General features: G+C 34.8%; 22 protein-coding genes and 1 pseudogene. 13 read left to right on the forward strand and 10 right to left on the reverse strand.

Going from position 1 to position 22,170, the window contains the following annotated elements; translation table 11 throughout:
- From C237_RS0100905 to C237_RS0100925, 5 genes are all read right to left on the reverse strand, one after another.
- Window positions 1-636 (reverse strand): MarR family winged helix-turn-helix transcriptional regulator, encoded by a 636-nt coding sequence (locus tag C237_RS0100905; protein WP_018674602.1) that lies wholly within the window; start codon window positions 634-636, stop codon window positions 1-3.
- A 135-nt stretch (window positions 637-771) separates the two neighbouring features.
- Window positions 772-3,543 (reverse strand): excinuclease ABC subunit UvrA, encoded by a 2,772-nt coding sequence (gene uvrA / locus C237_RS0100910; RefSeq protein WP_018674603.1) that lies wholly within the window; start codon window positions 3,541-3,543, stop codon window positions 772-774.
- 43 nt (window positions 3,544-3,586) lie between these two features.
- Complete coding sequence (hisS, locus tag C237_RS0100915) at window positions 3,587-4,939, reverse strand: histidine--tRNA ligase (protein WP_018674604.1); 1,353 nt, start codon at window positions 4,937-4,939, stop codon at window positions 3,587-3,589.
- Between the two features lie 62 nt (window positions 4,940-5,001).
- Entirely contained in the window at window positions 5,002-5,859 is an 858-nt protein-coding gene (gene lipA, locus C237_RS0100920; RefSeq protein WP_026315407.1) for a lipoyl synthase, read from the reverse strand.
- An 18-nt stretch (window positions 5,860-5,877) separates the two neighbouring features.
- Window positions 5,878-6,429, reverse strand: coding sequence for an RNA polymerase sigma factor (locus C237_RS0100925; RefSeq protein WP_018674606.1), 552 nt, complete (start codon window positions 6,427-6,429; stop codon window positions 5,878-5,880).
- Window positions 6,430-6,628: 199 nt separating this feature from the next.
- Between C237_RS0100925 and C237_RS12590 the strand changes: the two are divergent.
- A pseudogene (locus C237_RS12590) lies at window positions 6,629-7,219 on the forward strand (prephenate dehydratase domain-containing protein); the annotation flags it as partial.
- A 319-nt stretch (window positions 7,220-7,538) separates the two neighbouring features.
- On the opposite strand, the gene C237_RS0100935 reads toward C237_RS12590, so the two are convergent.
- Window positions 7,539-8,216, reverse strand: a complete 678-nt coding sequence (locus C237_RS0100935; protein WP_018674608.1) for a TIGR02117 family protein — start codon at window positions 8,214-8,216, stop codon at window positions 7,539-7,541.
- 15 nt (window positions 8,217-8,231) lie between these two features.
- The gene (gene queG / locus C237_RS0100940; protein ID WP_018674609.1) at window positions 8,232-9,182 is read right to left on the reverse strand and encodes a tRNA epoxyqueuosine(34) reductase QueG; all 951 of its coding nucleotides are present in this window, start codon (window positions 9,180-9,182) and stop codon (window positions 8,232-8,234) included.
- 77 nt (window positions 9,183-9,259) lie between these two features.
- On the opposite strand from queG, the gene C237_RS0100945 reads away from it, so the two are divergent.
- The 6 genes from C237_RS0100945 to C237_RS0100970 all read left to right on the forward strand — a co-directional run bounded on the left by C237_RS0100945 (window position 9,260) and on the right by C237_RS0100970 (window position 14,246).
- A complete protein-coding gene (locus tag C237_RS0100945) occupies window positions 9,260-9,544 on the forward strand; it encodes a rhodanese-like domain-containing protein (RefSeq protein ID WP_026315408.1) in 285 nt (94 codons plus the stop codon).
- Window positions 9,545-9,616: 72 nt separating this feature from the next.
- A complete protein-coding gene (locus C237_RS0100950; protein ID WP_018674611.1) occupies window positions 9,617-10,900 on the forward strand; it encodes a DUF2254 domain-containing protein in 1,284 nt (427 codons plus the stop codon).
- A gap of 45 nt (window positions 10,901-10,945) precedes the next feature.
- Complete coding sequence (locus C237_RS0100955) at window positions 10,946-11,491, forward strand: YqgE/AlgH family protein (RefSeq protein WP_018674612.1); 546 nt, start codon at window positions 10,946-10,948, stop codon at window positions 11,489-11,491.
- Window positions 11,492-11,639: 148 nt separating this feature from the next.
- Window positions 11,640-11,990 (forward strand): aspartate 1-decarboxylase, encoded by a 351-nt coding sequence (gene panD / locus C237_RS0100960; protein WP_018674613.1) that lies wholly within the window; start codon window positions 11,640-11,642, stop codon window positions 11,988-11,990.
- Window positions 11,991-11,999: 9 nt separating this feature from the next.
- Window positions 12,000-13,028: a lysylphosphatidylglycerol synthase transmembrane domain-containing protein gene (locus C237_RS0100965; RefSeq protein WP_018674614.1), complete on the forward strand. Its 1,029-nt coding sequence runs from the start codon at window positions 12,000-12,002 to the stop codon at window positions 13,026-13,028.
- 105 nt (window positions 13,029-13,133) lie between these two features.
- Window positions 13,134-14,246 carry an AI-2E family transporter gene (locus C237_RS0100970; RefSeq protein WP_018674615.1) on the forward strand — a complete coding sequence of 371 codons (1,113 nt, stop codon included), beginning with the start codon at window positions 13,134-13,136 and terminating at the stop codon, window positions 14,244-14,246.
- Window positions 14,247-14,253: 7 nt separating this feature from the next.
- Here the strand turns inward: C237_RS0100970 and C237_RS0100975 are convergent, their stop codons facing one another.
- Together C237_RS0100975 and C237_RS0100980 are read right to left on the reverse strand one after the other, a co-directional pair.
- Complete coding sequence (locus C237_RS0100975) at window positions 14,254-14,607, reverse strand: DoxX family protein (protein WP_018674616.1); 354 nt, start codon at window positions 14,605-14,607, stop codon at window positions 14,254-14,256.
- Between the two features lie 97 nt (window positions 14,608-14,704).
- The gene (locus C237_RS0100980; RefSeq protein WP_018674617.1) at window positions 14,705-15,439 is read right to left on the reverse strand and encodes an RDD family protein; all 735 of its coding nucleotides are present in this window, start codon (window positions 15,437-15,439) and stop codon (window positions 14,705-14,707) included.
- Window positions 15,440-15,463: 24 nt separating this feature from the next.
- On the opposite strand from C237_RS0100980, the gene C237_RS0100985 reads away from it, so the two are divergent.
- Genes C237_RS0100985 through C237_RS0101010 form a run of 6 tightly spaced genes read left to right on the forward strand, consistent with a single transcriptional unit; the run spans window position 15,464 to window position 21,673 of the window.
- Entirely contained in the window at window positions 15,464-16,438 is a 975-nt protein-coding gene (locus C237_RS0100985) for a stage II sporulation protein M (protein WP_018674618.1), read from the forward strand.
- Window positions 16,425-17,348, forward strand: coding sequence for a hypothetical protein (locus C237_RS0100990; protein WP_018674619.1), 924 nt, complete (start codon window positions 16,425-16,427; stop codon window positions 17,346-17,348). The genes C237_RS0100985 and C237_RS0100990 overlap by 14 nt, the downstream gene beginning before the upstream one ends.
- Entirely contained in the window at window positions 17,348-18,160 is an 813-nt protein-coding gene (locus C237_RS12595; RefSeq protein ID WP_018674620.1) for a DUF4129 domain-containing protein, read from the forward strand. Before C237_RS0100990 ends, C237_RS12595 begins: the two co-directional genes overlap by 1 nt.
- On the forward strand, window positions 18,153-19,337 hold the full coding sequence (locus tag C237_RS0101000) for a hypothetical protein (RefSeq protein WP_018674621.1): 1,185 nt from the start codon (window positions 18,153-18,155) through the stop codon (window positions 19,335-19,337). The genes C237_RS12595 and C237_RS0101000 overlap by 8 nt, the downstream gene beginning before the upstream one ends.
- A gap of 5 nt (window positions 19,338-19,342) precedes the next feature.
- The gene (locus C237_RS0101005; protein WP_018674622.1) at window positions 19,343-20,323 is read left to right on the forward strand and encodes an AAA family ATPase; all 981 of its coding nucleotides are present in this window, start codon (window positions 19,343-19,345) and stop codon (window positions 20,321-20,323) included.
- Window positions 20,324-20,350: 27 nt separating this feature from the next.
- A complete protein-coding gene (locus tag C237_RS0101010) occupies window positions 20,351-21,673 on the forward strand; it encodes a DUF58 domain-containing protein (protein ID WP_026315409.1) in 1,323 nt (440 codons plus the stop codon).
- A 113-nt stretch (window positions 21,674-21,786) separates the two neighbouring features.
- Here C237_RS0101010 and C237_RS0101015 read toward each other — a convergent pair whose 3' ends face one another.
- Complete coding sequence (locus C237_RS0101015) at window positions 21,787-22,032, reverse strand: hypothetical protein (protein WP_018674624.1); 246 nt, start codon at window positions 22,030-22,032, stop codon at window positions 21,787-21,789.
- Window positions 22,033-22,170 lie beyond the last annotated feature (138 nt).

Here is a 22,170-nt window from a genome sequence, read left to right on the forward strand (position 1 = left end):
TTATATCAATTCGCCGATTTCTCTGATGCTGGATTTTTTATGATGATGGTATACCATAAAATGAAAATCGTTCATTTTTTTTAATAAGGTTAATAATTGTTTTTTTTCTGAAATCGACAATGTTGCTGAAAGTACCCTTGCCGTATGGGTAACCTCTTGAATAGACTCATTAAATAGTTGTTTGCCTTTGGGTGTTACACTAAGTCGTGTGGCTCTTTTGTCTTGTGGGTCTGCAAATTCCTCTACCAAACCACTATGGACTAAGCGTTTTATCATCATCATCCCCGTTTGTTTTTCGTGTCCATTTTTCGCTACCAATTCCATTTTGGACAAAGAATCATAAGCCATCAGTCGATAGAGATAAGTAAATTCTTCATTAAGCAAATCTGGAAAATCTGCCAATCCCCTACGAATCATTTGCTTGCTAAAACGATTAAGCAGTATCACCTGCTTGGCGATTTCATTTTCTAAATCATACACCTTTTGATTGGTTTCATCCAATAACACCGTGGGATTATCCTTTTGATAGGCTTGTTCATTAAGCCAATGCCTAAAATCTTCTAAAGAATTAGAATTACTCTGTTGATGAAATTCTGCGACTTTGTCAATCAAATCAGAAATGAGTTGATAATTCATGAGGGTTATTTTTTCGCAAATTTAGTAAAATAACCTTTACATCTGTTATAAATAGTATAATTGTTGACTAAAATAATAAAACCCGACTGCATTATCATTTGATAGGATAAAATTAAACAATGAAGCACCTCTGGTTTAAGCTAATTTTTCCGCGATATATTTGGCTGTTTTGGAATTTTTATCTTGGGCTAAATCCTCTGGCGTTCCAGAAAAAACCACTTCACCGCCGTGTTTTCCCGCTTCTGGACCTATGTCTATAATCCAGTCTGCCGATTTGATGATATCGGGCTGATGTTCAATAACAATCACAGAATGTCCTAGCTCTACCAACGCTTGTAATGAAGTGAGTAGTTTTTTAATATCGTGAAAATGTAAGCCCGTAGAAGGTTCATCAAAAATAAATAAGGTTTTGTCTTTGGTATTTCCCTTGACTAAAAACGACGCCAATTTTACCCTTTGAGCTTCGCCGCCAGATAGCGTAGATGAACTTTGCCCCAATTTCAAATAGCCTAAACCGACTTCCTGCAAGGGTTTTAGTTTAGTTACAATTTTATCTTGTTGATTATCCTCAAAGAATGCGATGGCTTCATCTACCGTCATATTCAGGACATCGGAAATATTTTTTTCATCAAACTTGACTTCCAAAATTTCGGATTTAAAACGCGTCCCTTTACAATGTTCGCATTCCAATTCTATATCCGCCATAAATTGCATCGAAATGGTAATAACCCCTTCGCCTTTACATTCATCACAACGCCCACCATCTACATTAAAGGAAAAATGTTTTGATTTTAATCCCATTGCTTTAGCCGTCCGCTGTTTAGAAAATAAATCTCGGATGTCATCATAGGCTTTAAGGTAAGTTACAGGATTAGACCTGGACGATTTCCCGATAGGATTTTGGTCTATCAATTCGATATGTTCTATGCTATTTTTAGGATAAGATACCTCATCATAATCGCCTTTTTTGCCGCCCATTCCCATCTGAATTTGAATATCATTGGCTAAAATATCCTTCATCAAAGTCGATTTACCTGAACCCGACACACCTGATACCACCACTAAACACTCTAAAGGTATCTCAACATCAATATTTTTAAGGTTATTTTGTCTCGCCCCTTTAATTTCGATAAAGAATTTCGGTTGCCGTCTTCTTTTAGGCACTTCAATTTCTAATCTTCCTGTTAGGTAATCCGAAGTTAAAGTATGCGCATCTTTTAAGGCTTTAAAGTCGCCTGCAAATACTAATTCACCACCCAAATAACCTGCCTCAGGACCAATATCGATAATATAATCGGCAGCCCGCATCACATCTTCATCATGCTCTACAACGATAACGGTATTTCCTAAATCTCTTAACTGTTTTAAAACTTCAATTAAATTTTCGGTATCTCTGGAATGTAACCCAATAGACGGTTCATCTAAAATATAAATAGACCCTACCAACGAACTTCCCAAACTGGTCGCGAGGTTGATACGCTGACTTTCCCCTCCAGATAAGGTGTTAGAAGTTCGGTTAAGCGTCAAATAACCCAAACCAACTTTTAGAAGAAATGTCAATCTTGTAGTAATTTCATAGACCAATCGCTTGGCTATTTCTTGTTCGTGTGGGGTTAGTTTTAAGCTTTCAATTAATGGCAATAATTCATCTAAAGGCAATTCTATAAGGGACTGGATGTTATGCCCGTCAATTTTTACCCATTCGGTTTCTTTTCTAAGTCTAAGTCCTTCGCAATCTGGGCAAATGGTTTTACCTCGGTAACGCGATAACATCACACGGTATTGAATTTTATACAAATTTTCCTCCAACATTTTGAAGAAATTATCAATACATGGAAAATTACGCTTACCAGTTCCTCGCCATAGAAACTGCTTTTGCTCTTTTGTTAATTCATAATATGGTTTATGGATAGGAAAGTGGTCTGCATTTTCCTTAATGAATTTTAGTTTCCATTCTCTCATGGTATCGCCACGCCAGCACGCTACGGCATCTTCATACACCGAAAGTTTTTTGTTGGGAATTACCAAATCTTCATCTATACCTATGACTTTTCCATAGCCTTCGCAAGTAGGACATGCGCCATAAGGGTTATTAAAACTAAAGAAATGAACATTAGGCTCCAGAAAAGTCATCCCATCTAATTCAAACTGGTTGGAAAACGATTGTACTTTTTCTGTATCTATATTTTTAAGGTTACAATATCCCCTACCTTCGTAAAATGCTGTTTGTATAGAGTCTGCTAGACGCTGTAAAAAAGCCTCGTCCTCTTCATAAGAAAATCGGTCAATGACCAGCTGAATATCCATCCCCTTTTCAGGAATAAAATTGAAACTTTCTAAATCTTCAATTTCGGCTAAATTACCATTAACCGATACTCTTGTAAATCCTGAAACTTTAAGACTATTTAATGTTTGTGAAAAATCTTCCACCTCGTAAGTGAGCGGTGCAGAAAGTAAAAATGGCGTGTTTGGATGTTGTTCAATAAATTCTATCACATTAGTCACCGAATCTTTTTTCACTTCCTTACCAGATTTGGGCGAATAAGTCCGTCCAATTCTGGCAAATAGCAATTTTAGATAGTCGTAAATTTCCGTAGAAGTCCCTACCGTAGAGCGTGGATTAGAAGAAATCACTTTTTGCTGTATGGCAATCGAAGGAGCCAACCCTTTGATATCGTCTACTTTTGGTTTTTCTAAACGCCCTAAAAACTGCCTTGCATAAGAACTAAGGCTTTCCACATATCGCCTCTGCCCTTCCGCATATATGGTATCAAACGCCAATGACGACTTGCCACTTCCCGATACGCCCGTAATGACGACCAACTTATTTTTAGGAATGGTGACATCAATATGTTTTAAATTATTAAGATGTACGTTTTTAACGAAAATATTCTGTTTGATATCCATAGGTAAAGCAAAAATAGGCTTACAAAATTAATATTTTATAGATTTAAGAAATAAGAAACTCTTCCAAACTTAAAGTCTGTTGCTCGCCAGAAACTAAATCTTTTACGCTTACCGTTTGATTTTCTATTTCTTGTTCGCCTACAAACACCATTTTGGGAATGCCTTTTTTCTCTGCGTAAGAAAATTGCTTTTTCAGTTTAGAAGATTCGGGATAAAGTTCTGCGGCAATGCCCTGCGTTCTAAGTTGTGTGATGATTTTCAGTGCGTAAAAGGCTTCTTTATCGCCATAATTTGCAAAAAGATAGTCGGTGTTATGTTCGGATTGTTCTGGGAATACGCCCAATTCTTCCATCACGAGGTAGATTCTATCTAATCCAAATGATATCCCAATCCCAGGGATATTTTTAACGCCAAAAACTTCGGTTAAATTATTGTATCGACCGCCGCCGCCAATAGAACCCATGGCAACATCGTTAGCTTTCACTTCAAAAATAGCTCCAGTATAATAGTCTAGTCCGCGCGCCAAAGTAATATCAAATACCAAATTCTCTTTGGAAACACCTAGATTAAGTGTATTTTCAAGGACAAATTCTAATTCTTCAATCCCTTTTTCGCCAATATCAATCCCTTTAAATTTTGATTTTAAATGGGCAATAGTTTCAAAGCTATCTTTAGAAGGGTCAAATAAAAAGTCTAATTTTTCTATAGCTTCATCTGAAATTTGCTTTTCTCTAAGCTCTTTAATCACGCCTTCTTTACCAATTTTATCCAGCTTGTCTAGAGCCACCGTAAAATCAATTAATTGATTAGAAATACCAGCATATTCAGCTAAACCAGTTAAAATTTTTCGGTTGTTGAGATGAACCGTTACGGGAATTCCTAAATCTGAAAAAGATTTTAAATACAATTGAATTAATTCTACTTCTTGCCAAAGGCTTTCGCTACCTACCACATCGGCATCACACTGATAAAATTCTCTAAATCTTCCTTTTTGTGGACGGTCGGCACGCCATACAGGTTGAATTTGATAGCGCTTATACGGAAAATTCATTTGCCCATGATTCATCGCCACATATCTAGCGAATGGCACCGTAAGGTCGTAACGAAGGGCTTTATCAGAGATTTTTTGCGTAAGAGCCGCAGTATCTTTTTGAACCAATGCTTCATCCGAAACTTTAGAAAGGAAATTTCCAGAGTTTAGAATTTTAAAAATTAAGCGGTCGCCTTCGTCGCCGTATTTCCCAGTTAAAGTCGAAAGGTTTTCAAAACTCGGTGTTTCCAAAGGGGAAAAACCAAACAATTCAAAATTGTTCTGTAAGACTTCAATGATATATCTTCTTTTATAAACTTCTGCTGCTGTAAAATCTCTTGTACCTTTCGCTAAATTGGGTTTCATATTGTAAGTTTAAAAGTGAATTAAAGCTTCAAAATTAAGATTGAATTGTATTTAATATTAAATTAATGGATATGTTTTTCGGCGTGGTAAGAACTTCTTACCAATGGTGAACTTTCCACATGTCTAAAGCCTAGACTTCTTGCAAAATCGCCATATTCGTCAAACTCTTCTGGGGTGATGAAGCGTTTAACGGGTAAGTGTTTTTTAGTCGGTTGTAGGTATTGTCCAAGGGTAATTACATCTACATCGGCATTTCTAATGTCTTCAATGGTTTGGAAGACTTCGTTTTTTTCTTCGCCTAACCCTAGCATAATTCCCGTTTTAGTACGGCGTTGCCCCGCAGTTTTTAAGTATTTTAAAACCTCTAAACTTCGTTCATATTTGGCTTGGATACGCACCTCTCTGGTCAGGCGTTTTACGGTTTCTATATTATGAGAAATTACTTCTGGCGCTACCTCTACCATACGATCGATATGTTTGGTAATCCCTTGGAAATCTGGAATTAGAGTTTCCATTGTGGTTCCAGGGGAAATCCTTCTTACCGCATTTACCGTTTCTGCCCAGAGGATAGACCCCATGTCTTTTAAATCGTCTCTATCTACGGAAGTAAGTACCGCATGTTTTATCTTCATCAGTTTAATGGAACGCGCTACTTTTTCGGGTTCATCCCAATTAACATCCATAGGCTTCCCAGTTTTTACTCCACAGAATCCACAGCTTCTGGTACAGATATTACCTAAAATCATGAAAGTAGCCGTCCCCTCGCCCCAGCATTCGCCCATATTAGGGCAAGACCCACTTTGGCAAATGGTATTCAGTTTATATTTATCCACCAAAGAACGGAGTTCTCGATAATTTTTCCCCGTAGGAAGCTTTACCCTAATCCATTTTGGCTTTTGTGTCACAGTATTCGTATCCATTAATGTATGTCTCGTCTTTTATTTTTTATTTTTAGATAGTAATTGTGCCAAAAGTTTTTTAGCCCGCATAATTCTAACCTTTGTATTAGAAATGGAAAGCCCCAAAGTTTCTGCCACTTCTTTAATGCTTTTTTCTTCAAAAAACCTTAGTCGAATAATCTCTTGATAATTAGCATCTAAAGAATCTATAATTTTAATAATGCTCTGTTCCTCTTCATCAGAAATTAATAATTCTTCTGGGGATTTCGCCCATTCGTTTTTGAAGTCTTCTATGTGTTCTGTAGTGGTCTCATTGGTTCTGTTTTTCTTGCGCCAATAGTCTATAATGGTATTTTGTGCAATGGTAAGCACCCATGTTTTAAACTGAAAATTGGGGTCGTACAAATCCAACTTTGACAACACTTTTGAAAACACACGCACGGTGAGTTCATCGGCTTCGGTTTCATACTTCACTTTCTTCATGACGAAAGAAAACACGCTTACCCAATAGAGATTAATCAATTTGGTTTGCGATTTTTGGTCCTTATGTTTGGCTTTTTCTATAAGGATTGAAAGGTCTTCTTTTGCCACAATCTACAAAAATATTTGACAAAGATAATGAAGAATTTTCAAGAAAAAAATTATCAGAGCAATATCTCAAGCTGTTGGGCATTTAGTTTGTTTAGTTTCAATTATTTATCTACTTTTGCCTTCTTAATATCAACTTTACCCTCATCTATTATGAATATAGGTTTTCTCGGTCCTGAAGCGTCCTTTACACAACTGGTCACTTGCTCATCATTTGATGGTACATCCTAAAAATCAATCGGTGGAACATATTATTTCGCATCCTCAGGCGTTAGCTCAAACTTTTCATTTTAGAATGGCACATTATCCCTCTTGTAGTACGCAAGATTATAGTTCCACCGCAGCGGCGGCAAAGTTGGTTTCAGAGCATTCCGATAAACCTTGGGCGGCAGTTGCCAATGCGTATGCGGCAAAATTATATGGGTTAAAGATTTTAAATTCGTCAATCCAAGATTTTGAGCAAAACCATACTCGGTTTATTGTGATTTCTAAACAACCAAAACAACTTTCTCTGAACTATGAAAATTTAGGGCAAAAAACCAGTCTTATGGTGACCTTACCCAGCGACTATGCAGGAGGTTTACATCAAGTGTTATCGGTATTTGCATGGCGTAGAATGAACCTTTCAAAAATTGAAAGCAGAACGCTAAAAACGGGATTAGGCAACTATTTTTTCTTTATTAATGTCGTAGGCGATTGGGGAAATATTTTATATCAAAATGCCATTGACGAATTGAAATCCCTTGGCGTTTCCGTTCGATATTTAGGAACTTACCTTGAGTATAAATTGTAACTATTGAATTAGAAGTTATAAATGAAGAATTATAAGTTATAAATCTGCTAATATAAAAAAGGAACATTATGGTCATCACTTTAGTTCTACTCATTTTGGATTTCTTTTTAGGAGGCTTTCCGAGAAGAAATGGTTGAGTGAATTTATTAAAATCATTACAAAATTGGCTACGCTGAACCTTCGGTTTCATCTATAATACAAAAAATATCCGTAATTTTGTCGTAATTAATCATGAGAAATAGTTGTTAAATATTTAAATTTTAGAAACTTAAAAATACAAATATTTCTCTTTTTATAATCGAACTCAGGTTATCAAATTCTATTTATAATGCCAGAAAATACCAAAGTCCGTAGGAGTCCATAGTGCGGCTCTTTGTCCGCAAGCTTTCAATCCATCATTCGCCCAAGTATTGCAAGTTTCTAAAAAACTATAACTGCCCTTGCCTTCATAGAACGCATCGTTGTCGCCATAGATAGCATCGGTAGGAATAGGAATAAAATGATTTTGGCTATCGCGCTCAAATTTATCCGATATAAATTGTACCAACTTTAAATACTGAGACTCACTCAGCATAATTTTTTTGCAGTCCTCCCCTTCTTTCATTTCAGGATAATAAGTGCAATGCATCGCCGATTCTCCCAACCAAAATGCGGCTTCTACCGCAGTAGAAAATTTTAAATCTGCCCATTCTGGCGTATCCAGATAAAACCCTTTATCTCCCCAACCTATTGCCAAATAAGGCATATTGGTAGTTCCAGATTTTGTGTTTTTATAAGGGATTAAAGGACGCCAATCCATTAACTTATTTTCGGTAGGGACTACCAAATCGGTATGGACGCCATTCGTATAGATATAAATTGGAATAGTTTGGGGTTCAGGGATTACTTCTTTAGGGACAGGAATAAGGGGCAATACCAGACCTAGTACCACATAAGTCAGCACCAAAGCCAATAGTCCTAAAATGGTTTTTATAATGAGTTTAAAAGCATTTTTCATCTGAATATTTTCTGGCTAAGATAATTCTTTTTCTTCAATTGCCTCACTGATGAAATTAATATTGCGTGTAAGCCCAGAAAATTTGGTTCTTTTAACGGGGGATTTTCTAAATATTTCCGAAAATAATTCTTGGGTTAATTCCTGCCAATCTTGCTTTTTATAAGTCTTAAGAAAGTGATTGGGTACAAATAGTGGTTGCTGGTGTGGCTTAGAAAACCGATTCCAAGGGCATACATCTTGGCAAATATCGCAACCAAACATCCAATCTTCCATATGGTCTTTAAAGGTACTTGGTAATTCGTCTTTGAGTTCAATCGTCGCATAAGAAATACATTTGCTGCCATCCACAATTTTATTGGATACAATAGCATCGGTAGGACACGCCTCAATACATCGGGTACATTGTCCACAGTGGTCAGTCGTGGGGCTATCTTCCACTAAATATAAATCGCAAATAATTTCTGCTAAAAAGAAAAATGAGCCATGTTTTTTGGTAATCAGATTGGCATTTTTACCAACCCAGCCAACCCCTGACCGTTTAGCCCAAGCCCTCTCTAATACAGGTGCTGAATCCACAAATACTCTAAAACCAAATGCCCCTATTTCCTCTTGAAGTTCTGCCACCATATCTCTTAAAATCTCTTTTATTACCTCGTGATAGTCTTTGCCATAGGCATATTTAGAAATTTTAAAATTATCTAGACTAGAAAGTTCTTCTTCAGGATAATAATTATAAGATAGCGAAATTACAGAACGCGAGCCTTCCACCAAAAGTCTAGGGTCTAGCCGTTTATCAAAATAGTTTTCCATATACGACATTTTGCCGTGGTAGCCTTTTTTGAGCCATTGTTCCAGCGGTTTTGCTTCTTCTTCTAAAAAGGTCGCCTTAGAAATACCACAAGATTGAAAACCAAATTGCTTGGCCTTCTGTTTGATGAGTTGTGTATGGTGTTCTGGTAAATTCACGATGCAAAAGTATAAATTTAATCCTAAAAAATTTTGTTATTCTTGATATCTCTGCTATCTTTACAGCAAAAATGATTATGATTGAAGGTATTTTAAAATCAGAAAACTACCATTTAATTGATGTAAGAGAAGAAATGGAACTGATGATGGATGGCGAAATAGATGGCGCCATTAATATTCCTTTAGGAAGTTTAGAAGAACGCAAAGATGAAGTAACGGCTCTAGATGGTGCCAAAATATTCTTTTGCAGAAGTGGTAATAGAAGTGGCAAAGCCGTAGAATTCTTTAAAGCCGAAGGTCTAGAGGATATTTATAATGGTGGAGGCTATGCAGAGCTAAAATCAACTTTAGAGCAGTTATAAAATAGGATAAATTATATCAAGCTAACTTAAAAAACATCGTTTATACGGTGTTTTTTAGTTAATACCATGGTTATGCAAAAATTAGTTTATAATATCAAAGAATTATCGGAAAGGATTAGCAACAACATCATTTTTATTCCCGCCCTATTTGGTATCGGTGGATTTGTATTAGGTATGGTGATGCGGGAACTTGAGTCGATGGGTATCTCGTCTTATCTGATTGAAAAGTTTCCATTTTTAGTCATCAATAATTATGATACGGCGACTACACTACTCAGTTATCAGTCGAGTGGAATTATTTCTATTATGGTATTTAGCTTCTCTATGGTGATGGTACTGCTGAATCAAGCGGCATCTAAATTTTCCCCTCGTGTACTGCCTGGTCTTATCTCTGTAAAAAAGCACCAATATATTTTGGGTTTATATTTACTATCGTTTTTTTACAACACTTTTACCATGATTGATATTAAACCTACATCTGACAAATATCAACTCCCAGGGTTTTCTGTATTATTAGGTATTGTCATTACTACGATGTGTCTGTTTGCATTTGTCTATTTTATTAACTCTATTTCGCAAGCCATTCAGCTCAATAATATTTTAGATAAAATTAGCCATGAAACCATTAACAAAATTGATGAACTATCTAAAGTCGATACTAACGAGCACGCTCCTTTAGAGATTGAAGGGGACTGGTTTAAAATTTCCAACCATAAAACAGGCTATTTCCGAAAACTAAAAGAAGAATTATTACTAGACTTTTGCAAAAAAAATGAGGTAAAAATGTTTATAAAACCTCTAGAAGGTACATTTCTAATCCCTGGTACAACTGCGATATTATGCAATAAAAAACTAGATAAAGACTTACAAGAAGAACTTGCCAATTGTTTGGAAATCAGCAGAGCGGGTGAAGATGTAAAAGAGAACTATTTGCTAGGGTTTAAACAAATTACGGAAATTGCAACGAGAGCCTTATCCCCTGGCGTGAATGATCCTGGCTCTGCAATTTCTGCGATTGATTACCTTACCGAAATGTTTGCTCATAGAATGCAAAGAGATGACGAACGCTATATTTATGACGAAAACAAAACCCCTTGGGCTAAAATTTCTATTGCCACTTTCGAGGAAACGCTATATCAAGTGATGATTCCCTTTAGAACTTATGGCAAAACAGATCTAAGCGTGAGCCAAAGACTGGTCATTATGCTTCAACAACTTTATGAACATCCCCATACAAACAAAAATTACAAAAAGATTATCAAAAATGAAATTGAAAATTTGAAACACGATGTGCTTGCCAAACTAGAAAATGAGCGGGATATTGCCTATTTTGAATCTTTATGTAATAATCTGTAAATCAAATATGATTATACATTTCATAAGATTTTGTATCTTTGAAGTATGAATCAATCTTACAAAGGAAAACTATTAATTTCTACACCCGACATCTCTGGTGATATATTTTCACGAGCGGTGGTGTTCATCACCAGCCATGATGAGTCTGGTGCTTTTGGATTTATTTTGAATAAAAAAGACCCAATAAAAACAGAAGAAATTCGCCATAAAATCAATCAAAACCTAGAAGTTTATACTGGAGGTCCTGTGGAACCGAATGAATTTTTCTATATGTTTAAAGGCTCACTCACAGATACCAAAACCATAGATTCTGATGAATATATTGTCACCAATAATAGTTCTTTAGTCACTGAATTGCTTAAAAAGGATATTTTTGAACATCAACCATTCAAAGTTTTTGCAGGCTATTCTGGTTGGGGTGCACATCAGCTAGACGCAGAAATCAATAATAAACTATGGACGGTAGTTGACCATTATAAAATCGACTTATCTGGAAAAATCCATGAAGAGCTTTGGAAAAATATCAAACAAAATCTTGGTGGTAGACACCTCATTTGGGCAAACACTCCAGAAGATCCACGATTGAATTAGAGGAAAAAAGAGTCATTAAAAATTCACACGACTGGCTTTATCAATTTACAATACAAGGTTTTATCATAATCAATATAGTTAAAACTAAACATAAATATTTAGATTCATTTAGGCTTTAAAATTATCAAAATTTATGTAGTTTTGCAAAATGTTAATAGAAGTTTTTAAATCTAAAATTCACCGTGTAAAGGTGACTGAGTCCGACCTTAATTATGTTGGAAGTATTACCATTGATGAAGACTTAATCGATGCTGCAGGATTGGTAGTGGGCGAGCGTGTCTATATCGTAAATGTGAACAATGGCGAACGCTTTGATACCTATGTCATCAAAGGAAAAAGAAAATCTGGGGAAATTTGCCTTAATGGTCCAGCCGCTAGAAAAGTTCAGAAAGGTGATATCATCATTATTATTTCTTATGCCCAAATGACCCCAGAAGAGGCAAAAAACTTTCAACCTAGAACTATTTTTCCAAACGAAGACACCAATCTTCTTACTTAAATAAGCCCGATGTCTAAATCTAAAAAGAAAAATGGTAAAACCATCATTACCATTATCGTATCTCTAATTTTTGCAGGGGTATTTATGTACCTGGCTACTAGAGGGCTACAATGGGAAGAAATTAAAAAATCGCTAGCTAAAGCCAACTATGCATGGGTACTAGGTGCTGCATTTTTTGGTATTTTGGCTTATTGGGTTAGAGCCATCAGATGGAATCTATTGCTTGAACCTATGGGCTATCGCATTTCTAACGCCAATGCCTTATGGTCATTATCTTTTGGATATCTAATGAATTTAACCATTCCTAGAAGTGGGGAATTGGCAAGGTCTACCGCATTATATAGTGTGGAAAAAGTACCTGTAGACCAGTCTTTTGGTACCATAATTCTAGAGCGTGTCGTTGATTTACTCTGCATGATGGTATTTCTCGGGCTTACACTATTATTTAAATACGATGCTATTATCGCTTTTTACCAAATGGCATCCGACCAAAAACAAGATACGCTATCTTCCCAAAATACTACTTGGCAGTGGGTAGTTTCTATCGTTTTGCTTGTTTTAGTATTACTATTTTTAGTATTTAGAAAAAAACTACAAGCCACTTCGATTTATAAAAAAATAGCGAATATATTGCATGGTATTTTAGACGGATTGAAATCTATCCTTAAATTGAAACAAAAAGTGAAATTTATCTTCCTCACAGTAGGAATCTGGGTGTGTTATTATTTGGCTACTTATTTGGTGTTTTTTGCTCTACCAGAAACCAGTCAACTTACCATTGTCGATGGTTTTTTTGTAGTTGTAGTAGGGACTTTAGGAATGATGGTTCCTGCTAGTGGAGGTATTGGGGCTTTTCATTTTGCATTAAAACTGGGCTTTATGGCCTTATTTTTTTCTATGGGACTTTCGCCAGAAGCTGGAGGTAATATAGGACTATCATACGCCTTTATTGCTCATACCATGCAATTGGTCATCATGCTCGTTATGGGTTTAATCTCCATTCCAATGTTGGCAAAATCAAGGCGGGTGACATTATAATGTTTTTCTAAAAAATATTTTCTAAAAATTTTTACCAATATCAATCATAATTGGAATAACTTTTGTTATTTTACCAAACTTTATATTCCATAAAATCTAAGTCTTATGAAAGAGGTAAAAATTCCTTTTATTATTAAACTTGCCATGGTATTGGTGAGCATTGTTATATTAGGTTATTTAGCAGTGCTAGGTCAGGCTATATTAGCTCCTCTATTTTTTGCGCTATTACTTGCCTTACTCTTTGTACCTTTTGCCAATTTTTTAGAACAAAAACTAAAATTTCCTAGAGCACTTTCTACCTTTTTCTCATTACTGATTATGCTCACAGTAATTTCTAGTATTGTTTACTTCTTTACTACACAACTAAGTGATTTTGCTAAAGATTTTCCAAGTTTGATGACCAATATTAATACAGCTTTCCATCAATTACAAACTTGGATTTCCGAAACTTTTAGCGTTAATCTAAATCAACAGATGGATTACCTAAACCAAGGTCTAGAAAAACTACTTTCATCCTCTGGGGTAATTTTAAGCACAACGGTAACGATGTTTTCCTCTATTATGGCATTTTTCCTATTTTCTGCCTTGTTTCTAATTTTTATTCTTAATTATAGACGCGTACTTTATGCTTTTATTGTTTCGGTATTTAATGAAAAACATTTTAGAAAAGTAAATGAAATTATCTTCGAGGTCCAGAAAATCATTAAAGATTATATCACAGGATTAGTCATTCAAATTATATTAGTCACCACATTTACAAGTATTTTATTAACTGTTTTAGGTGTAAAATACGCTTTATTGCTAGGTTTACTTACAGGACTACTCAATGTAATTCCTTATATCGGTATTGTTATTACAGGGCTTTTAGCCGCTTTGATTTCCTTTGCTACGGGAGGCGGACATACTCTAATGGTGTTAATAGGCTATGTGATTATCCATGCGATAGATGCCAACATTGTTCTACCATTAGTTATTGGTTCTAAGGTAAAAATCAATGCCTTATTCTCGTTCTTAGCGTTATTAGTTGGGGAACACCTTTGGGGAATTTCTGGAATGTTTCTCTGCATTCCGTTTCTAGCTATTATTAAAATTATTTTTGAGCGTGTAGAAGGCCTAGAACCGTGGGGTTTAATCTTAGGTGAAGATATTTCTAAAAGAAAAAGAAAGCGTAGAAGATATAAGATTACCAAAAATATTACTTTAGAAGAAAAAGAATAATTTTAGGTTATATTGCCAATAGTGTATACGCCCAATACATCAGTACAAACTGAAACACTAATCGCAACCATAATCCCCATTGGGGTAATTTACCTTCAAAAGAAGGTGTTAGCATATAGATATGCACCCATAAAAAAGCAATAAGTATCCATATAATACCCCAAACCACATAGTAACGCGTAGTTTGGAATAATAGACCGATGCCTAAAACAATTTCTGCCACACCACTTAGCAAAACCCAAAATTTTGGATTTTCGGATAATGGCGGCGGTAGTATCTTATAGTAGAATTTCGGTTTCACAAAATGCCAAATACCTGCTAAGGTATAGAGAAAGGCTTGTAAATAGAGGGATAGCTCCATTGAGGTTGTTTTTATGTTACAAAACTAGCTAAAAATTATCTGATCATTTTATTTTTAAACCAATATATTATCCCAAGCAATTTACCAAAATATCTATTCACTCCTTCCCTGCCAAATGATTATAATCTTTCAACACTATTTTTATAAAATCAATAGATGAAGTGCCTTGCTTAGGTTCTGTTTTTATTGTAGAAGAAATTTTATCTGCTAACTTATTTATTATAGTATTATCTTTTTGCTTTAAAGCGCGTTCAAGATTGGTTTTGATAATCTGAACATCCGAATCCGAAAGAAGCAATACATTTGGATAGGTGACTTTGTAATCATTTTCTATGTTCTCAAAAATAGTTTGATTAATGCTGATATTATTTTTCAGATTAATAACTGTAGTTCCACTTGCCAAACCTCCTAACCGCTGTCCTTTTTTACTAACAATAATGGATATAATGGCCACTACTCCACTGCTAAAATAAAAATCTACTAATGCAAAAAACCAACGGATAAAATAATCTGAAAAATGGGCTTGATAACCATCAATTTTCACCACTTTAGTTTTTGTAATTCGCCTACCTGGAGTCTGACCTTCCATGATAGATTCAAAAAATAAAGTATAGAAATACACCGGCGAAGTGATAATAGCAAATAAAGCAAAGTAAGAATAAGCATCAGAAGCTACGCTTATATCAATTGAATCAAATAGCCAAATTGCCAACAATAAATATGCTACCTTAATGAGTGTATCAATAAAAAAAGCTAATATTCTTAATGCTATACTCGCCTGCAGTAATTTAATTTTTACATTTTGGCTCGTATTTATTTGTATATATTCCATAAAAAATCCTAATTTTACGCAATTATGAGAGAGGTTGTATTTATCCGACAAAATAAGTCTAAATGGTTAGAAACCGAAAAAGTTATCTCAGGGAATATTCATAAAAACCCTGATGAACTCTCTTCTCTGTACATTAATCTTATTAATGATTTATCATACTCTCAAACTTATTATCCGAAAAGTAAAACGACGGAATACCTCAATCATCTCTCTTCGCAAATCTACCAAAAAATTTACAAAACAAAGCGTATTGAGCAGAATCGTTTTCTACATTTTTTTAAAACAGAAGTTCCTTTGTTAGCGTATCAATATCGGAAATATCTCTATTTTTCATTTATCCTATTTGCAATATTTACATTTTTTGGAGCGATCTCTACACATTACGATGAAGATTTTGTAAGGCTTATTTTGGGAGACAACTATGTGGACATGACTTTAGAAAACATAAAAGAGGGAAATCCTATCGCTGTCTATGGCACGGGAAGCAATTGGGCTACCTCTGTATTGATTATCAGAAATAACCTTTTCGTGGGGGCAAATATGTTTTTTTATGGTGTTTTTGCAGGGTTCGGAACATTGTATATTTTAATGAAGAACAGTATTATGCTGGGGAGTTTTCAATATTTTTTCCAAACGCAAGGGGTATTAGGTGAAAGTATGCGAGGAATTTGGATTCATGGTGCTTTTGAAATCAGCGGGATGATTATTGAAGCAATGGCAGGATTTATCTTAGGTGCTTCTATACTTTTTCCAAAAACTTATTCTAGACTTAATTCTTTTAAAATAGGTTTTAAGGATTGTTTTAAAATTTTTATAAGTACCATTCCATTTACCACTATAGCAGGAATTTTTGAAGGTTTTGTGACCCGCCATGCTTTAGATATGCCTTTAATATTAACATTATTCATTAGTCTAGGATCCTTTGGCTTTATATTTTTTTATTATGTAATTTATCCAATATTTGTCTATAAAAAACAACTGAAATATGCAGATTTATAAAAAACGAGATTTTGGCGCTTTAATTTCCGACACATTTTTATTTCTAAAACAACACGGAAAAAATTATTTTAAAAACTATTTAGTAATCAATGGAGGCTTAATGTTGCTATTATTAATCATTGCCGTTATAGGATTTAGAGATATTATATCTCAACTATACCAATCCAATATGAACAATGCAAATCAAATCTTTGAGCAGTATTTAGACCAAAATTTTGGAATTTTCATTACCATCTGTATATTAATTTCTGTGGTTGGGTTATTCGTATGGCTTATGAATTTTGCATTTCCCATTATATATTTAGATAAAATGGGAAAAGAAAAGCGAAGTGATTTTACCGTAAGTGAAATTGTAGAAGTTCTAAAGAAAAAAATGGGTAGAATTTTTATTTTCTTTCTCTTTTCGATGTTTATTTTGCTTCCTATGATGATGGTTGTGATGGGGGTTACTATTGCTTCAATACTATTGATTATCGGTTTTCTTTTGATATTTATTGTATACCCTACCATGGTGAACATTTTCAATTTCAATATGTTCGACTATCTTGTTACGGATAATGGCGTTTTTAAGTCTTTTTCTAATGCATTGAGTATTCAGTTTTCAAAGAAATTCTGGGTATATATGGCGACTACTTTGGTCATGTATATCATAATCCAAGTTATTGTTTCTGTATTTGCCATGGTTCCAGGAATGATGCTTGGTGTTCAAAGCACGGTATCTGCCAATACTTCTGATGACTTTTCAGTGTTAATGATTATTACATTGATTCTCTATGTTTTAAGTATGCTTGTTTCTATCATACTTTCTAACGCTATCTATATCTGTACAGGGTTAATGTATTTTGACGCTCGTACGGATTTACACCGAGAAGAATACTACAAGGAAATTGATGAAATCGGCAAATTATAATGAGATTAGCACTACTTTATATTAGTTTTTGGTTAAGTATAACTTGCTATGCTCAGGAGGCTCCAACAGAAGCGCCTCCACCTCCTATGGATTCTATAGTTTCTACTGTAAAAGAAGCAAGTAATGATACAAATAGTATTTCCACCGACTCTTTATTAAATAGAAATTACACTACGGATAACGAACTCAACCCTAGAGCTTTTGAGCCTAATTTCCAACAAAAATACCAAGGCGAGGAATATGATTATACCAAAACTAAAGCCCGCCGCTCTTTATGGGATCGTTTCATGGATTACATTAAAGAAACTATTAGCAGTTGGTTGGGTTATGATGAAATAAAACACATTAATAAATTTACAAAAAATATCGGCTATATACTAGCAGCTGTGGTAATAGCACTTCTCATCTATTTCTTATTCAAATATGGAAGAGATAAAGAAGGTAATTGGTTTTTTTCTAAAAAAGTTAAAAATATCAATCCCAAAGTCAATCCTTTGGAAGAAAACATCCACGAAATCAACTTTCAACAGACCATTGCCCAATACGAGCGAGAAAAAGATTTTCGCTCGGCTATTCGCTATCAGTTTCTTTGGTGTTTAAAGTTTCTTTCTGATCATCAAAAAATTGATTGGCATCAAAAAAAGACCAATTCGGACTATTTAAAAGAACTGAAAGGAAAAGACCTTGTAAACTTTGAAAAAGCCGTTTATATCTTTGACCATATTTGGTATGGCGAATTCCCAATTGATGAGGCTAAATACCAACAACAATTGCCTATTTTTCAACCCTTAAAATCCGTAGAAAATGAATAAGGCATTGAAAACATATGGTGTATTATTGGTAATAGTCTTAGTGGTGTTAAGCATTTTAGAACTGAATAAATCTAAAATGATTGATTGGTCGCTGAATTATAATATTGAGAAAAAATCGCCTTTTGGCTTATACATATTCGATAAAGAAGTAGACAGTTTACTTGGGGAACAATTGATAAGAACGGACGAAAACCCTTATACCTATTTAGAAAAGGATAGCCTACACACTCCTAAGAATTATTTTTCCTTAGAGAAAAACTTTACTGATGAGGGAATCAATTATCTTTTAAACGAAGTTGATAAAGGTAGCACTGCAATGATGTTTTTTTCCAGTAATCAGTTTTATCAAAAACTAACAGACTCTTTGGGCGTAAATTTGGATACAGACTATGGTATTAAATATGATGAGAACCTCCATTTTTATTTTACAGACAAAGCACTAGCCTCGGATAAAATCCTCTTATCCGAATCTCATAATAACTATTATTTTACAAGTTTTAATAAAGAGGCAAACATTCAAATTTTAGGCTATATAAAAGACGAAGTTGGTCATAAGAAGAAAGCAGTATTCATCAAAGTAAATTATGGAAAAGGAGCGTTTTACCTTTGTACCCAACCTATTCTGCTGACCAATTATTATCTGAAAGAGAAAGAAAATCAAAAGGCAATAGAAGGATTATTTTCCTATTTACCCAAACGCAAAACGGTGTGGTTTCAAAATAATTTGTCCAAACAATCTACCTCAGAGATGCGCTTTATTCTGTCTAACCCATCTTTAAGGTCAGCATGGTATTTAATATTGGTTGGGTTACTCCTCTTTCTATTTTTCCACGCCAAACGCCGCCAACGCATTGTGCCTATCATCGTTCCGAAAAAGAACAAATCGGTAGAGTTTGTCAAAAATATCGGAAATCTTTATCTTCAAGAGGGAAATCCGCAGGATATGGCAGAGAAAAAAATCACTTATTTCTTGAACAAAGTCCGTAATGAATTGTACATTACCACAGACCTTTCCGATGAAGATTTTGTACGAAGATTGCAACAAAAAACAGGAAAAGATACAGAAACTATCGAAAAGGCGGTGCAGAGAATGCGACTTATCCGAGCAAGGAAAGTTCGTATCACAGAAACTCAACTTATAGAACTGAATCAATTATTAGATAACATTTACCAATAATAATTATGGAACATTCATCAGAATTCAAATCTCGATTAGACCTCACGCAACTCAAACAGAGCGTAGAAAATATTAAAAGTGAAATCCGAAAAGTCATCGTAGGACAAGACGATATGGTAGAACACCTCATCGTCGCCTTACTTTCGGGTGGGCATACCCTACTCGAAGGGGTGCCAGGGGTGGCGAAAACGGTAACCGCCAAACTTCTTGCAAAAACGATAGATGTAGGCTTTAGCCGTATTCAGTTTACACCTGATTTAATGCCTTCGGATATTTTGGGGACTTCTATTTTCAACCTTAAAACCTCAGAATTTGAGTTTAAAAAAGGCCCTATTTTTTCGAATTTTATATTGATTGATGAGATCAACCGTTCGCCTGCGAAGACGCAAGCCGCCCTCTTTGAAGTGATGGAAGAACATCAAATCACAATGGACGGCACTCGCTATACGATGGAAGAACCTTTCTTTGTGATGGCAACCCAAAACCCGATTGAGCAAGAGGGAACTTACCGCCTGCCCGAGGCTCAGTTAGACCGTTTTCTTTTCAAGGTAAATGTGAATTATCCTACTTTGGAGCAAGAAATCGAAATCATCAAAAAACAGCACGAATCTAAATTTGAAAACAAATTAGAACCCGTGCAAACCATTCTCAAAGCCTCAGATATCATCGCTTACCAACGACAAATCAGAGATATTTTGGTAGAACCACATTTGATAGAATACATTGCCAAAATTGTGGTCAATACTCGCGAGAATCCATTCCTATACTTAGGGGCATCGCCAAGAGCCTCTTTGGCTTTACTAATTGCTTCTAAAGGCTTTGCTGCCATTCGCGGTCGTGATTTTGTTACGCCAGAAGATATCAAGCATTCGGCATTTGGGGTACTTCGCCACCGTGTGATGGTTTCGCCTGAGCGAGAAATGGAAGGACTCTCAACCGAAGAAATTATCCGACAAATTTTGGAAGGAATCGAAATTCCGAGATAAAAGACCTCTTCAATTATGATAAAATTTATCCGATCACTATATCTCAACAGTCTGTTTTACTATTGTATTACAGGGTTAGTCGTATTGTATATAGTGGCGTTTTTCTTTCCTCCTTTACTCTATTTTGTTCATCTACTTTTAGGGATTTTAGGGATGCTTATTCTCATCGATGGTAGTTTGCTTTATTTCAAAAAAGGTATCAAAACCCAGCGAATTTTACCCGAAAAATTATCCAACGGTGATGAAAACAATATTCAAATTTTCATTAAAAATGACTATCCGTTTCTCATCAAAGCCCAACTGATTGATGAAATTCCTTTTCAGTTTCAATTAAGAGATTTTGAAATCAATCAAACATTGAAAAAAGGGGAAGATAAGTCCTTTTCCTACCCGCTCATCCCTAAAGAACGAGGAGAATACACCTTTGGCAGTTTAAATATATTCGTCTCCTCTCCTATCGGTTTGGTTGCCCGTAGATACAAGAATCATACAGACAAGATGTTGCCAACCTATCCCTCTTTTTTGAGATTGCCTGAGTACGAATTGGCGGCTCTTAAAAACGAATTTCTATTAGGTGGTGTCAAGAAAATACGACGACTGGGGCAAACGATGGAATTCGAACAAATCAAAGAATATGTAATGGGCGATGATATCCGAAATATCAACTGGAAAGCCACGAGTAAGAGAAATCAACTCATGGTCAATCAGTATGAGGAAGAACGCTCGCAGCGTATTTATATGCTCATAGACAAAGGGCGTACCATGCAAATGCCTTTCAACGGATTGTCTTTATTGGATTATGCCATCAATGCTACCATGGCATTATCACATATTGTACTGAAGAAAAAAGATCACCCTGGCATACTCACTTTTAGTAGAAAAGTAGAAAATATGGTAAAGGCAGACGCCAAGGGACATCAATTGAGAAGAATTGCCGAAACCCTCTATAATATAGAAACCGATTTTGCTGAAACCGATTTCGGAAGATTGTACGCAGATTTGAGAAAACAAATCACCAGACGCAGCCTTTTACTTTTGTTTTCTAATTTCGAAACTTTAGATGCACTCAAAAGACAACTTTCCTATCTAAGAGCCATTGCTAAAAATCATGTGTTGATTATCGTTTTTTTCAAAAATTCAGAAGTGCATCAACTTATCACTGATAGTAAAAAAACAACGACTCAACAGGTGTATGACCAAATTATTGCCGAGAAATTTGAATACGAGAAAAAACTCATTCGCTACGAACTCATGAAATACGGTATCCAATCCATGTATAGCGAACCCGAAAACCTCAGCATCAATGTCATTAACAAATACATTGAAGTAAAAGTAAGAGGGTTGATATAGGTTTTATTTTTAATTATTTAGAGGTTATTTATGTTTCCTGATACAACAAAAATTACTCTTTCTCATTTTTAAGGGTGCTGAGCAAAAACTGTATACCAATTTGTATTTTTTGATTAAAAATATTTAAATTTATAAGTAGGTTTTTCCCAATTATTCTTTTTTGCTAAAAAATAGAATTTTTTAAATTCACTCATAAGGCTATCTTCATTTTCATCAATTTTATCTAAAATTTGTTTTTCAAAGCTTTCTGTACTATCAAATAAATCTTCAATAATTTCATATTTAAGCAGTGTTAGATTTTTATTGGATGTACAATTTTTTTTCATTAAAGCCTCAATATTTTCATTATCTTTAAGCATATTATTAATTATTTTAATTTATTATAAAATTTAAATGGTTCAAAGTCATAATGACTATTGCTGACTCTTTCATAGATATAAAAAATTAAAATCAATATTGAAGCATAAGCAACTTTTTTACTAAATGACTTCAAACTA

The organism is Riemerella columbina DSM 16469 (assembly GCF_000374405.1).
Taxonomy (GTDB): domain Bacteria; phylum Bacteroidota; class Bacteroidia; order Flavobacteriales; family Weeksellaceae; genus Riemerella; species Riemerella columbina.